Origin of the sequence: Paenibacillus sp. UASWS1643, from assembly GCF_008693195.1 — a bacterium.
In the GTDB taxonomy this organism is placed as follows: domain Bacteria; phylum Bacillota; class Bacilli; order Paenibacillales; family Paenibacillaceae; genus Paenibacillus; species Paenibacillus amylolyticus_B.
The window spans coordinates 332,055-345,670 of sequence record NZ_VXKZ01000113.1 but is presented as its reverse complement, the minus strand read 5'-3'; the positions used below and the strand labels follow the sequence as shown (position 1 = coordinate 345,670).

At 42.7% G+C, this 13,616-nt stretch carries 14 protein-coding genes; 11 read left to right on the top strand and 3 right to left on the bottom strand.

The window, feature by feature from the left end; genetic code table 11:
* Nucleotides 1-36 precede the first annotated feature (36 nt).
* Together FE296_RS21800 and FE296_RS21795 are read left to right on the top strand one after the other, a co-directional pair.
* Nucleotides 37-498, top strand: coding sequence for an SMI1/KNR4 family protein (locus tag FE296_RS21800; RefSeq protein ID WP_223868980.1), 462 nt, complete (start codon nt 37-39; stop codon nt 496-498).
* Nucleotides 499-528: 30 nt separating this feature from the next.
* Nucleotides 529-1,407, top strand: a complete 879-nt coding sequence (locus tag FE296_RS21795; RefSeq protein WP_150366286.1) for a LysR substrate-binding domain-containing protein — start codon at nt 529-531, stop codon at nt 1,405-1,407.
* On the opposite strand, the gene FE296_RS21790 is transcribed toward FE296_RS21795, so the two are convergent.
* Together FE296_RS21790 and FE296_RS21785 are read right to left on the bottom strand one after the other, a co-directional pair.
* Nucleotides 1,404-2,393 (bottom strand): aldo/keto reductase family protein, encoded by a 990-nt coding sequence (locus tag FE296_RS21790; RefSeq protein WP_150366285.1) that lies wholly within the window; start codon nt 2,391-2,393, stop codon nt 1,404-1,406. The genes FE296_RS21795 and FE296_RS21790 overlap by 4 nt on opposite strands.
* A gap of 105 nt (nt 2,394-2,498) precedes the next feature.
* Nucleotides 2,499-3,533 (bottom strand): PocR ligand-binding domain-containing protein, encoded by a 1,035-nt coding sequence (locus tag FE296_RS21785; RefSeq protein ID WP_124117337.1) that lies wholly within the window; start codon nt 3,531-3,533, stop codon nt 2,499-2,501.
* 305 nt (nt 3,534-3,838) lie between these two features.
* Here FE296_RS21785 and FE296_RS21780 point away from each other — a divergent pair, with 305 nt between their 5' ends.
* The 9 genes from FE296_RS21780 (at nt 3,839) to FE296_RS33505 (ending at nt 13,237) form a co-directional block, all read left to right on the top strand.
* The gene (locus FE296_RS21780) at nt 3,839-4,981 is read left to right on the top strand and encodes a glycerol dehydrogenase (protein ID WP_017690500.1); all 1,143 of its coding nucleotides are present in this window, start codon (nt 3,839-3,841) and stop codon (nt 4,979-4,981) included.
* A complete protein-coding gene (gene dhaK / locus FE296_RS21775; protein WP_150366284.1) occupies nt 4,981-6,750 on the top strand; it encodes a dihydroxyacetone kinase subunit DhaK in 1,770 nt (589 codons plus the stop codon). Before FE296_RS21780 ends, dhaK begins: the two co-directional genes overlap by 1 nt.
* Nucleotides 6,751-7,659: 909 nt before the next feature.
* Nucleotides 7,660-8,337, top strand: coding sequence for a response regulator transcription factor (locus tag FE296_RS21770; RefSeq protein WP_124117336.1), 678 nt, complete (start codon nt 7,660-7,662; stop codon nt 8,335-8,337).
* On the top strand, nt 8,334-9,344 hold the full coding sequence (locus FE296_RS21765) for a HAMP domain-containing sensor histidine kinase (protein WP_150366283.1): 1,011 nt from the start codon (nt 8,334-8,336) through the stop codon (nt 9,342-9,344). The genes FE296_RS21770 and FE296_RS21765 overlap by 4 nt, the downstream gene beginning before the upstream one ends.
* A 92-nt stretch (nt 9,345-9,436) precedes the next feature.
* The gene (locus FE296_RS21760) at nt 9,437-10,150 is read left to right on the top strand and encodes an ABC transporter ATP-binding protein (protein WP_124117334.1); all 714 of its coding nucleotides are present in this window, start codon (nt 9,437-9,439) and stop codon (nt 10,148-10,150) included.
* Nucleotides 10,147-10,896 (top strand): ABC transporter permease, encoded by a 750-nt coding sequence (locus tag FE296_RS21755; RefSeq protein ID WP_124117333.1) that lies wholly within the window; start codon nt 10,147-10,149, stop codon nt 10,894-10,896. Before FE296_RS21760 ends, FE296_RS21755 begins: the two co-directional genes overlap by 4 nt.
* On the top strand, nt 10,893-11,651 hold the full coding sequence (locus FE296_RS21750; protein ID WP_124117332.1) for an ABC transporter permease: 759 nt from the start codon (nt 10,893-10,895) through the stop codon (nt 11,649-11,651). Before FE296_RS21755 ends, FE296_RS21750 begins: the two co-directional genes overlap by 4 nt.
* Before the next feature lie 58 nt (nt 11,652-11,709).
* On the top strand, nt 11,710-11,865 hold the full coding sequence (locus FE296_RS33510) for a hypothetical protein (RefSeq protein WP_223868979.1): 156 nt from the start codon (nt 11,710-11,712) through the stop codon (nt 11,863-11,865).
* A 1,120-nt stretch (nt 11,866-12,985) separates the two neighbouring features.
* Complete coding sequence (locus FE296_RS33505; RefSeq protein WP_223868978.1) at nt 12,986-13,237, top strand: hypothetical protein; 252 nt, start codon at nt 12,986-12,988, stop codon at nt 13,235-13,237.
* 66 nt (nt 13,238-13,303) lie between these two features.
* Here the strand turns inward: FE296_RS33505 and FE296_RS21735 are convergent, their stop codons facing one another.
* Nucleotides 13,304-13,594 (bottom strand): LysE family transporter, encoded by a 291-nt coding sequence (locus FE296_RS21735; RefSeq protein WP_223868977.1) that lies wholly within the window; start codon nt 13,592-13,594, stop codon nt 13,304-13,306.
* Between the last annotated feature and the right edge of the window lie 22 nt (nt 13,595-13,616).

Below are 13,616 nucleotides of genomic sequence, written 5' to 3'. Positions count from 1 at the left end.
GGATTCTAATGTAAAGGGGGAGTTCAAGTGAAGTCGATGGAATTAGAACCAATTCGTGATCTTTTGGTGAAAGCTTACGATACGACTATGGGAGAAGGCTGCACGCCCGAAACGCAACAGAGCATTGAAGATTTTGAGCAAAAGTATAACGTGCAACTACCCGCAGCGTACCGTGCACTTTTGCTTGAATTCGGGGCATGTAATTTCGGCGATCCTGCCTTGTATTCAGCAAAAGAACTGGATTGGGCATATCCCGAGTTTCTGGAAGTCTACCGTGAAGTTAAGAAAGAGTACCAGCTGTCGGATGATCTCAATCTGTTCCCGATTGGTGGATTTGGCGAAGGAAGTATGGCTATGTTGGATCAGACTTCGGGCAAGATCCTGATGTTGATCCATGATGCAGGAGATACGCCAATTCGAGAGATTGCAGTAGACTTTATTGATTTAATGACGCAGCTGACGGAGTCCGCGATCTGGGTACAGGAACAGATGAATTAACAGGGAGACGGAAGGAAGCGCAACAGACCTATGGATATTCGTAAGTTAAGATATTTTATCACCGTGGCGGAGGAACTTCATTTTCACCGTGCAGCGGAAAAATTAAACATGACGCAGCCACCCCTGAGCCAGCAGATTCAAAATCTGGAGGAAGAGCTTGGCGTAAAGTTATTGGAGCGCACGAGAAAAATGGTTCGTTTGACACCAGCGGGTGCCGTCTTTCTGGAACAGGCCAGACTCATCATGGCCCAACTCGAACGATCCATTCAGCTTACGCAAAAGGCAGATCAGGGCATCATCGGGCATTTAACTGTAGCTTTTGTGGATTCGGCTTCGGGGAGCATTATGGTGGATGTGCTCAGGAAATTTCGCGCTGCGTATCCTCAGATTGAATTGACATTACGTGAGATGACTTCGTCCCAACAATTACAGGCATTGGAAGACGGACAGATCCATGTTGGATTTTTGAGATATCAGGAAGATAATCGTCATGTCTCGTTCCGTCCCTGTCAGATGGAAACGTTGATTGCCGTATTGCCAGATCATCACCCGATGGCTTCTCAGACTCAAGTTTCAATTCGAGAACTGACGGATGAAGATTTTATTTTATTCCCAAGGCATCTGGGTTCTCCGTTCCATCGTCTCGTTCTGGATTATTGCAGGGAGCATGGTGTAGACCCTCGAATTACGCAGGAAGCGATCCAAATGTATACGATTGTGAATCTCGTTGCAGCGGGCATGGGTATTTCCATTGTTCCCTCCTCGGTGGATGTGTTCCAGCGAAAGGGTGTGGTCTTTCTGCCATTACAAGAAAATCCGCCCTCCGTACCGTTGTATACGGCATGCCGGACGGATATGAATCAGGAAGTGGTATCCCGTTTTATGAACTTTGTTGATGAATGTGTTTAACCCGTCTTGGCTGGATCACGCTCAATCCAAGGATTCAGTATTTCATCAATACGAGTCATGATCGCAGAGTTCAGTTTCACACCGGAGGCTTTTACATTTTCCAATACCTGCTCCGGTCGGGATGCACCGATAATGACGGAACCGACATACGAATGCTGAAGAACCCACGCCACAGCGAGTTGAGGAAGAGTTAGACCAATCTCTTTAGCGAGCGGAATAAGCTGTTGCACAGCGGTAAGAACATCTTCGCGTAACCACTGACCAGCCAGTTTATTGAAAAAGGGTGCGCCTGCCTCCCCAGCTGCACGTGATCCGGTGGGTAATGCTGCGTTAGGCGCATATTTGCCTGATAGTATACCCTGAGCCAGAGGAGACCATGTAATCTGTCCAAGTCCTGCTTGGTCGCTTGCAGGCACCACTTCTTGCTCAATCACACGCCATAACATTGAATATTGCGGCTGACTTGCAATGAAGGGGACATGAAGTTCCCGCGCCAAAGCCGCTCCTCTTGTTATCTGATCCGCGTTCCATTCGCTTACGCCAATGTAATGGACTTTGCCCTGACGCACCAGATCGGAGAATGCCAGAAACGTCTCTTCCAGTGGAGTGTTGTAGTCATAACGGTGTGCGTAATAGACATCGATATAATCAGTCTGTAGCCGCCGTAATGAACCATTGCAGGCTTCCATGATGTGTTTACGTGAAAGTCCGCGGTCATTATGACCTGTGCCGGTTGGGTGACAGACTTTGGTGCACAGTTCAATACTTTCTCTTCTTACATCCTTAAGAGCCTGTCCCAGTACGGTTTCTGCCTTGGTATTGGAGTACACGTCTGCGGTATCAAATGTGGTAATACCTTCCTCCAATGCGGTTCGCACACAAGCTTCTGCTATTCCATCCTCGACTTGCGCTCCATGCGTAATCCAGTTGCCGAGTGAAATCTCACTGACAGTTAATCCACTGTTTCCTAATTTACGATATTCCATTCATGTCGCCTCCCTAAGTCATCTGGACTCCATTGTAACAATGGCAGATTAATAGGTGAAATATCTTTTAACCTCATCTTTGATACGAAAAAAGTATCAGTGAACCTACATTTTTTCCTGGAGGTATTTGCGATAGAGAGCAGGCGTAATTTCCTCGAACTTTTTAAATATTTTGATAAAATATCCCGATTCATTAAATCCCAGTTCATCACTGATCTGTGAGACAGGCATGTCGGTGACCTCCAATAATTGCTTGGCCCACTTTATCTTGAGTTTTGCCAGGTAGGTGGTGAAGTTCTCACCCGTTTCCTTGGCAAACAGTCTGCTGAAATAACTTGGACTCAGGTGGCATAGATCAGCCATTTGTTTGAGCGAAACCTGTTCGCTTTTGTGACTATGAATGTATTCAAAAGCAGGCTGAAGCACCGGGCTGGAGCTTTCTGCATCACTTGGGCTGTTCTTGAGATAGGCATCCGCAATCGCATTGGTCATCTCTTTTTTGATCGATTCGATATTACGAATGGAGTACCCGGGCAGGATGGTGGAGAGGTTCAGAGACTCCTGATTGCCTGAAGCTTTCTCGAACATTTCAACTAATAAATTTTTGTTGAGCGCTTCTTCTACAATATAGTTGCAGAGCAGGGATAACATGTTGGAGATTTTCACAATCTCTTCATAGGTCATCACAGGTAGCTGGGCATAATCGTCCTTTAATTCCTCCAGCTTGGCTGCATGCATGGGTACGTTTTTGGACGTGACAATTTGCTCCAAGTCGCTACCCTTTTCGGGGTCGGCAAGTTTCACTTGTCCTGCCATGACAGCGCCGATATATTTGCCATCAATCGTGATTGGAATCGCGATATCTATAATATTGAAATGGCATAAATACACATAAGGCTCGTTCAATCGAACGGCTTCCAGACCACCGCGTGAATCACATTTTTGGCAGTAGGGAAGCAGCTCGGGGTCTTTGCGTACGTTCTGGCAGAAAGCCTGACAGCTGCTGTGACTGGTTACGGGAATGCCTTTATAATCAACGGTGAGAATCGCCAGTTTGGTTACTGTTGCGAGTGAATCTTGTAGACGTTTCCATTTATTAAGGTCGAGAATTTTATTGATATGCAGATATTCTTTGATCATTGGTGCAACCTCCATAGGCTAACCTGATTCATAATTTAGGCCGTTAAAAGTTAGCAAGTTGTACATATTAAGATGTAATGATGACGGGTAATGTATAATTGGAGATCAAAATTCAACCATCTCATGACAATAAGATACCATGATTGCACTAAAAAGCAAAAAATTACGATTGTAAATTATAATAATTTGTTATCAAAGTCCACTGTAAACCTGCTGCTCATGCGTTATATTAAGGTCAATTGTAAGAAATTAAAATTTAATGTAATCACTACACTATTTCATATCCTTAGGAGGCATATATTATTATGAGAAAAGCATTTATCAGCCCAACCAAATATGTACAAGGCGAAGACGAGTTGTTGAACCTGGGGTACTTTGTTAAATCCTTCGGAGAATCTGCTTTGCTGATTGCACATCCGGATGATGTACAGCGTGTCAAAGCAAAGCTTGATGCAACAGCAGAGAAATTCAATATTACTTTTGTTGAAAGCGGTTTTAAAGGGGAATGTTCCCGTGAGGAAGTTGCTCGTCTGCAAGCGATCGCGAAGGAAAAAGGATGTGACTCTACCATCGGTCTTGGTGGCGGTAAAGCGATCGATGCTGCGAAATGTGTAGCTGAAGGCGAAGCACTGATCATCTGCCCAACGATTGCGGCAACAGACGCACCGACAAGTCACTCCGCTGTATTGTACACACCGGATGGTTCGTTCGATGACTATGCTTACTTCAAACAAAGCCCAAGTGTGGTACTCGTTGACACAACGGTAATTGCTAATGCACCAACACGTTTCCTCGTATCCGGTATGGGAGATGCGCTCTCTACATACTTCGAAGCAAGAGCAACAGCGAAATCCTATTCCCGTGTAAACGCAAGTCTGCCAATGGGTTCCCGCGAAGGATACACACCATCTGCAGTAGGTACCAATGCTGCACTTGCACTGGCAAAACTGTGTTATGAAATGCTGCTGACTGACGGTGCAAAAGCAAAAGTAGCGAGCGACAGCAACGTTGTGACACAAGCGCTGGAAAACATCGTTGAGACCAACATTCTGTTGTCTGGTCTTGGATTCGAAAGTGGCGGTCTGGCCGCAGCACATGCGATCCACAACGGTTTGACTGTTCTGGAAGGCACACATCATTTCTTCCACGGTGAAAAAGTATCCTTCGGTACGATTGCACAACTTGTACTCGAAAATGCACCAACCGAAGAGCTGCATGAAGTCATGGACTTCTGTCTCGAAGTGGGACTGCCGATCAGCTTGGCGGATATCGGTGTAGACACGATTAGTCAGGAAGAGTTGTTGAAAGTAGCCGAGATCGCTTGTATTCCGGAAGAATCCATTCACGCCATGCCGTTCCCAATCACTGTTCCTGAAGTGGCTGCTGCCATAGCAGCGGCTGACCGCATGGGTCGTGAGTACAAAGCAGCTCGCCGGGAGGTAAAATAATGAAGAAAATTATTAACCAGGCCGAACATGTTGTTATGGAAATGTGCAACGGGATTGCGCTTGCACACCCGGAGCTTGAATTTCTGAAAAAATATAAAGTCATCAAACGCAGAGAGATCCAGGCTGATAAAGTCAGCCTGATCAGTGGCGGCGGCAGTGGACATGAACCGGCTCACGCAGGTTATGTGGGTAAAGGGATGCTGGATGCAGCCGTATGTGGAGATGTGTTCGCATCTCCTTCCCAAATCCAGGTATACCAAGCGATCAAGGCAACAGCCAGCAATAAGGGAACACTTCTGATCATCAAGAACTACAGCGGCGACATGATGAACTTCAAGAATGCAGCGCACCTGGCTGAAGAAGATGGCATCGACGTACAATATGTGCGTGTTGAGGATGACATCGCTGTACAAGACAGCTTGTATACCGTTGGACGTCGTGGCGTTGCCGGCACTGTACTGGTTCACAAGATTGCCGGAGCAGCAGCGGAAGAAGGCCGCAGTCTGGCAGATGTGAAATCCGTTGCCGAGAAAGCAGCTCAGAACGTGCGCAGTATTGGTTTTGGATTCACATCCTGTACCGTGCCAGCCAAAGGCACGCCTACATTCGAAATTGCTGAAGACGAGATGGAATTCGGCGTAGGGATTCATGGTGAGCCAGGGATTCGCCGGGAGAAAATCGTATCGGCTGATGAATTGGCAGGACGTATGGTCGAAGCATTGCTCGCAGATATGAAGCTGGATAAGGATACATCCGCTGAGATTGCGGTGCTCGTGAATGGTTTTGGTGCAACGCCACTGCAAGAACTGTACCTGCTCAACAATTCTGTTCAGCGTGAGCTTGCTGGACATGCAGGTCTGAAGGTCGCTACTACGTTTGTAGGCAACTACATGACAAGTATCGATATGGCAGGGGCATCGGTTACGATTCTGAAACTGGATGATGAACTGAAAACGCTGTTGTTCAAGGAAAGTGATACTCCTGCGTTTAAAGTATCCGGTCCTCCAGTAGCACAAGTGGCGTATTCCGAGGCTCTGGAAGCCGTTGTGGGTGAAGACGCTCCGGTATCTTACGAAGTGGAGACGGATGCATCAGCTGCGGTGATCAGCAACAATCAATTTTCCCTGGATAATGTCGTCTATCTGATTGATAAAATGGGTGAGATCATCATCAAGAACGAGGTGCCATTCTGTGAACTGGATTCCCATGCCGGTGATGGCGATTTCGGTATGAGTGTGGCAAAAGGCTTCCGCCAGTTAAAACGCGAATGGAACCACATCATTAACGAAGATAAAAAAGACATCGGGTCGTTCCTGGATGCATGTTCCCTGGTCATCATGGAATATTGCGGCGGCGCATCCGGCCCGATCTGGGGTTCGGCATTCCGTGCGGCTGGCAAAGCGGTAGGGGATAAACAGCAATTAAACGTTGCTGAATTCGCTGAGATGATTCATGCAGCCGTGCAAGGAATTCAGTCTACTGGAGAGCGTTCCTTCGGACGCGGCGCCGTTGTAGGTGATAAAACCTTGATCGATGCACTTGTTCCGTGTGCCGATTCCTGGACACAAAGTGCGGAGGCAGGCGATGACTTCAAAACAGCATTTGCCAAAGGTGCGGCAGCAGCCGTTGAAGGTGCGAAGAAAACCGAAGACATCGTGGCACGTATGGGACGTGCAGGTGCCGTCGGCGATCGTAGTCTGGGCTACCCGGATGCAGGCGCGTATGCGCTGGGTGTTATTTTCACAGAGCTGTCCGAGTCTATGAAGTAAGGAATCTTATCGTTCTAGATGAATGGTTGTGTTAACTTTATATTATATTGTCGTTAGTTTTATTAATGGTGTCGGCAAACTCGTAAAAACTCTAATTATTCAATGAAAAATATAAAATTATAAAGTGTTTTCTCCACAAAGTGCAGCGTTACTTAGTAATGCTGCACTTTGTGGTATAATGTCGTTTTTTATTTTGGGATTTATAATGCGAAATATATGAAACTAATGCCATGTTTTCATCAATGTCGAAAGTCTTTCTGGTAATATTAATCCTCCTATAAAGGAAAAATACGTATTTAAATTCAAGGATTTAAGTGTTATGTAGTACCTAGTGACAATTTGACGTCAGTTGGAATCAAGCTCAAAAGGCCATTATCAAAAAAAGGGATACTTGCTACATTCCACTTAAAATCAATGAAGCTAAGGGTACCTCATTGTTTTCCAAAAGGGTCAAGACAAGAGGTTACTTAGGTAATTGCGATAGAAGGGAAACAAGTTCATATTCTTTGGGATTGGAAGATCTTGATCAACTGCTAAACTTGGAAGCAAAGACTAATACGAATGCAAACGAATTACAAATCAAAGCCAAGTGAAGATATGATTGTAAAAAAGACGAGAGCAGTTTCTGCCCTCGTCTTTTTTATGAAAGGTAATGTCCTTAGCCATTCTAGTGTGCTGCTAAAAACTGTTGATGCACATCGAACTTTGACCAGTGAGCTCTTGTAATCCTAAGTTGCCTGCTCATATTCGCCTTCAGCTGAAGCGGCATCAAAAGAAGCTAGAGCTTCTGTCGGGGAATAAGAACATTATAAAACTCTATTAACGAACAATAAAATTGTATTAACTGGGAACTATTCCTTTATATTGTGTTAATCTGTAGTGGACTCCATTTAGAGAGAGGGATGTTACTTGAAAAGAAGTGTATTATATATTGAAGATAATGAGAAAATAGGCAGTTGGGTAAAGGAAGAGTTGGAACAGCGAGGGTTTTTAGTTCAGTGGCTGCTAACTGGTGAAGGAGCCGAAAGAGAAGTCAATCAGCATGAAATCGTTATTTTGGATATCATGTTACCCGGTTTAGACGGATTTACTGTGGGAAGACGATTAAAGAAGACAGCTCCTGCTGTGCCTATTTTGCTGTTAACCGCTCGAACATCGATAGATGATAAAGTAGATGGTTTGCAATTTGCTGATGACTACTTAACGAAACCATTCCATGCTGATGAATTAGTTGCAAGAATAGAAGTATTAATCCGTCGTAGTGGTGGAATAAAATCCGGTCGCATTTCATTAGGAAATCAGATTGAAGTAGATCCAAAAGGTCAAATGATATTTGACAAACACACAGGAGAAGAAATTATATTAACAGGAAAACAGCATCAAATCCTAATGTACTTCATACGCAACCCTAATCAAGTTTTAACAAAAGAACAAATTTATGAAGCTATTTGGGAAGAAGCCTATATAACAGGCGATAAAACACTAATGGTGCATATTCACCGACTGCGTCAAAAGCTGGAACGTCATCCGGATTCCCGGGAGATTATTGAAACGTTGAAGGGAATAGGCTATCGGGTGAAATTATGAAGCAAAAGAGATCACTATTTCGTCGTTTTTTAAAAGTACATTTTCTATTTATCTTTTTTCCACCGATTATGATTATTTTCATCAGTGCGTTTTTTGGAGTTTCAGAAATCCATGATAAAAATGTAAATACGTTAAATGTATTTTACGTTACCTTACTAGTGTTTGGTTTTATTATTGTCGCATTTGTGATCTTATCTTGGCGGTACTTCTTGGTACTTCAAAAACGTCTCGCCCGCTTACAAGAAGTCATGTCATTTTCTGCTAAAAACAACTCATTTCCTAAAACTATATCTGTTCAATCGGATCGTAAGGATGAGATAGACCAGTTAGGCAGTTCTTTTAATTGGATGATTCAGCAGCTTGAAGACAGTCGCAAGCGAGAATATGAAGAGGAGTTATTACGACATCGACTGATTGCGAATTTATCACACGACTTACGAACACCGCTTACCATTTTGAGAGGACATGTCACTCGTTTAAATAAAGAGCCCATGAGTCAAGAAGGACAAAACTCGATAACCGAGATCAACCATACGATTACAAGAGTCGGAGATCTAATGGATGATTTACTGTCCTATACATTGCTTACCTCCGGAAAACATCCTTTTGTGCCCGTTTCAACAGATATTGGACGTCTAGTAAGAGCATCTGTTGCTGCGTGGTATCCTGTATTTGAAGAAAAAGAAATTCGGCTCGATGTTGATTTACCGGGAGAGGAGACTTTTTATTGGGAAGCAGATCCAAATTGGATGACACGGGTTTTGGATAATTTATTTCAAAATATTCTTCGCCATGCAGCAGAAGGGAAATATGCAAACATTGTGGTTAATGTAGAAAAAGAACAGATCATTATTGCGGACAGAGGCCCGGGTTTGGATAACTCTTCCTATGAGCATGGAGCAGGGATTGGTTTATCGACTTCAAGTTATATGTTGAAAAAAATGAAGCTGAAAGCCGACTTTACATCAAATGAAAATGGCACAAGTGTAGTTATTGGTAGAGCGTAACCTAAAGGTAACCCAGAAGTAAACACCATGATCACCGTGATGTAACTTTGCTTCTTTATAATGAAAGCCATAACAGAAAGGGAGTGTTATGGTTGCTTACCATTAATAACTTAGTCAAACATCGTGGAACTCAAGAAATTTTAACAGGTATCAGTTTTAAAGCGAGATCTGGCAGAGTGACTGGTTTTCTAGGTCCAAATGGGGCAGGTAAAAGTTCTACACTTCGCATCCTGCTTGGATTAGATCGTGCCACATCAGGGAGTGCACTCATTAATGGAAAGCCATTCGCAGAATTACATAATCCTTTAGCAACAGTAGGTGCAGCACTTGATGGATCTGGGGCCCATCGTATGCGAACAGGACGAGCGCACTTGCGCTGGATTGCTCGTGCCGCAGGATTGCCTAATTCACGAGTCGAGGAAGTTCTGGAAATCGTAGGTCTTACTAATGCAGCTGACAAAAGAGTTGGAAATTATTCACTTGGTATGGGGAGAAGACTTGGAATGGCCGCTGCACTACTGGGTGATCCCCCAATATTGGTTCTAGATGAACCCGTAAATGGGCTCGACCCGGAAGGAATTCGTTGGATCCGGACATTTTTACGTAAACGGGCTGAGTCTGGTAACACGGTGTTACTATCCAGTCATCTAATAGGAGAACTTGCAGAGACTGTTGATGATGTGGTCATTATTAAGCAAGGAACAATCGTTGCAGATGGAACATTGGATGAAGTAATAGGTAACCATTCCACGCTGGAGAAAGCCTATTTTGCCCGGACATCTGAACATGCAGGTGGTATTGTATGAGAGCATTCAACGCGGAATTATCTAAATTGTTCTCCCTGCCAGGCATTTGGCTTGCCTTTCTTGTTGGAGCATTTTCTCCTGCGGTCATAGCTGCCTTAGACAGTAAAGCACAAAAAGAGGAGATTATAGCTGGAGTTAGCACACGGCTATTGGAAGTTGGCTATATTGGGTTAGCTCTTGGTGTACAAGGTGTCATCATCCTTGGTGTGCTAGCTGTCAGTAGCGAGTATTTGACAGAGAGCAGTGAATCTGGCGGAGGACAACAGCTGACAACAAGTTTAACGGTTGTTTCGTCAAGACTTCATTTTTTGCTAGCAAAAGCAGGCGCTGTGACAGTCATTAGTATACTGCTTTGTATTGTTGCTATAATGACAACTGTGTCATCCACGTACCTTGTTCTTGGTGAGTACGCGCCCGCATTAGAATACTCGAAATTGCTCGGTGTAGTTTGTTACTGGACATTCACTGCTCTATTAGCATTTGGGATTACTGTTCTAACTAAGAATGGCACTATTTCGCTTGCTGTGCTCATCATAAATACATCCGTTGTTTCATTTAGTTTCCTGCTTTCTAAAATTACAAAGTTAGCGTTATACTTACCGGATAGGGCTGGCCTTGAAATGTTTATGTTTATGAGCGACAGATTTCTCACCCCGTTCACAGGTGGCTTAGTCATGTCTGCCTGGGTAGCCGTTCTTTTCATTGCTGCAGCTATTGTAATCCATAGGAGGGACGTCGCAGCATGAGTGTCCCTTCTATTAGAAAGATAACACAAATCCTTCGTGCTGAACTGGATAAATTAGCTACATTACCATTGATATGGCTCACTCTTGTGGGTACATTCATTCTTAATTTAGGATTAGCCGCAGCTTTTACTTCTATTGCTCTACAAGGGGCATTAGGGACGCAAAGAATACTGAATATAGTGTTTGCTTCAATGGATTATCTTCAAGCAGGATTCATTATTCTTGGGATCATAGCTTTTTGTTCAGAGTATACCGGTGGACAGATTCGAACTACGTTAGCTACGATACCTTGGCGTGGGATTCAATTATCCATGAAGCATTTGGCATTGGCAATCATAACCGTTCCCGCGGCCTTTATTATTGCTTCATCCGGTGTACTATATACTTTTATGATGATGAGAGACACAGCAGTAGCGATTGATATAGACACAATGAAACAAGCATTAGCAGGTGCAACAGGCTATCTAACGTTAACCACTCTTCTGAGTGCAGCTATAGGTGCTCTATTAAGACGAACCACTCCTGCTTTAGTCGTACTGCTTGGCTATTATTTCATTGTCAGTCCATTGTTAAGAGATTTTTTACCTGGTATTAAAAATTTTTCTCCCGATATGGCAGGATATTATATGTATATTCCGCCTTCCTCTGATGAAATAAATGTCCTTACATCAATGCAAGGGACAGGGATTATAATGATATGGACACTGATTCTTATTACAGTAGCTATTGTATTGTACCGTAAACGAGATGCCTGAGTTTAGGTTTTATCAATTCAAACATATAACGGTAGTGATAGTTTAAGGTGGTGGGCAAATGACAACGGAGGCACTAGTAACACTTAAAGAAGTTTCAAAAAAATATGGAAATAGAGATGTGTTAACAGATGTCTCTCTTACGATTAACAAAGGAGATTGTTTAATTTTAAGGGAAACAATGGTTAAGGAAAAAGTACGATCCTCCGAATTGTAAGTGGGCTAATTCCAATAAGTTCGGGTGAAAGGTTACTGAAGCATTCTGATTTAGTTATTGGCTACACACCTGACCGACTCTCAAAACTAAGGATGACGTCTACCGAGTACCTGACACACATGGGAGAATATCTGATATTTCCAAAAAAGATCTAAAAAATCGCATTAGAAAATTGCACATTTTTTTTATTCTTGAACAGAATAATACGTTGAAAATGACTCATTTTTCTAAAGGAATGTTGCAAAACGCCAGATGTCTTTGTACTGGATGAGCCTTTTTCAGGATTAGATAAAGAATTCTACAAGGCACTTACTTAGCTCATTGAAGAGAATAAAATCGCAAGGAACTTCAATAGTTGCTGCTGTTCATGATCCATTACTAGCAGGTCAATTGGAGAGTAGAACATACTGGATTAGACAGGGCGAATATTGATGGATAATGTAGATAATTCTTCAGAACATCCGATTGCCTTTTTTTAATTGGAAGGTTCAGTGGACAGGAGACTTTAGATCGTCTTTCAGGTTTATTTTCTGATGTTACTTGAAAACATACGATAATGGATATCTCCTGTTCACCTTCATGAAGAAAGATTATCGTGACTTTTTAATTGAATTTATACATAACGAAGGAGAGATTAACAGCATGTCAAGAAAGGAACTGAATGAATGACTTCACTGGTGTCCTTCTTACATACGTGCTACATGCGTTCTTATCGGTATGGCCCGCCTACATTTGTCTTTTTTCTGGGAATCATATTTGTGTAGAGTGTAGTTCCAAATCCAGTGATGGCAAGCTATGCGTTCTCAACTACATTTTTATTTATTATTTCTGCGGTTATTTGTTATACGTTCATAGATATTGAAACTTCGAATCAGGAATCTGTAACTATGTTGCACAGTGGAAGTTTACTTAAACTGTATATTTATAAATTGGTATATAGCTGGCTATTTTCTGTCCCATTGGCGTTATATGCGGTGTTGTTTCCTGCATTATTTCAAAAAAATGATAGAAATCCTAGCTTTGAAGAGCTATGCATGTCCCTGATTTATCATGTCTCTTCATCTGGTTAGGTGTCGCACTAGCTTGTTCGTTTAGTTCAAAATTTATCCGATCCCGAGTCATGTCTTTCTTATTGTTAAGTGTTGTCGTTGTCGTTACTCTTTCCGTACAAGGAATTGAAAATATTTTGCCTGAAGGCTTAGAAAACACGATGATTTTGTTGCCTCCGTTAAATAGCACTGTATACGTGCTGGTGGATTATGATGCTGCAACGCTTTATAGCAAACTAACTGTAATTGGAGCATCATTACTATATGGTGTAATTAGTGCTACGTTATTTCTTTACATGCTTCATAAACGAAAGCTGGATTAATCTTATTCATAAGAAAGAATGTAAATATTATTTTATGAAGTAACTAATCTCTTTGAAAATGAGTAATTATTGATCTAACGCTATTATTTGAGGGCCAACTACGAATTCATACACAAAATATAGAGAGAATCCAAGCAACATGATACCAGCAATGACCGAAACCCAAAGAATCATTTGGCGACTCATTACTTTTCTTGTTACTGAAACAATGGACAGCAGACCTAAATCATGAATTAAAATACCACTCATCACTCCAAATGCAGCAATGGCAAAGCTTCCTGAGTTAGAAGAATTATAAGATTGTGAAAGAACTGCACCAAATACGGAAACCCAAAATACCAAATTACCAGGTATCAAGCCGTCACTTAATAAATGGATT

Excerpts from the sequence above, each read along its gene's own strand:
- FE296_RS21750 (WP_124117332.1), top strand. The coding sequence starts at position 10,893 with ATGAGTGTCCCTTCTATTAGAAAGATAACACAAATCCTTCGTGCTGAA.
- FE296_RS21785 (WP_124117337.1), bottom strand. The coding sequence starts at position 3,533 with ATGATCAAAGAATATCTGCATATCAATAAAATTCTCGACCTTAATAAA.
- FE296_RS21790 (WP_150366285.1), bottom strand. The coding sequence starts at position 2,393 with ATGGAATATCGTAAATTAGGAAACAGTGGATTAACTGTCAGTGAGATT.
- FE296_RS21755 (WP_124117333.1), top strand. The coding sequence starts at position 10,147 with ATGAGAGCATTCAACGCGGAATTATCTAAATTGTTCTCCCTGCCAGGC.
- FE296_RS21780 (WP_017690500.1), top strand. The coding sequence starts at position 3,839 with ATGAGAAAAGCATTTATCAGCCCAACCAAATATGTACAAGGCGAAGAC.
- FE296_RS33510 (WP_223868979.1), top strand. The coding sequence starts at position 11,710 with ATGACAACGGAGGCACTAGTAACACTTAAAGAAGTTTCAAAAAAATAT.
- FE296_RS33505 (WP_223868978.1), top strand. The coding sequence starts at position 12,986 with ATGTCTTTCTTATTGTTAAGTGTTGTCGTTGTCGTTACTCTTTCCGTA.
- FE296_RS21795 (WP_150366286.1), top strand. The coding sequence starts at position 529 with ATGGATATTCGTAAGTTAAGATATTTTATCACCGTGGCGGAGGAACTT.
- dhaK (WP_150366284.1), top strand. The coding sequence starts at position 4,981 with ATGAAGAAAATTATTAACCAGGCCGAACATGTTGTTATGGAAATGTGC.
- FE296_RS21800 (WP_223868980.1), top strand. The coding sequence starts at position 37 with ATGGAATTAGAACCAATTCGTGATCTTTTGGTGAAAGCTTACGATACG.
- FE296_RS21765 (WP_150366283.1), top strand. The coding sequence starts at position 8,334 with ATGAAGCAAAAGAGATCACTATTTCGTCGTTTTTTAAAAGTACATTTT.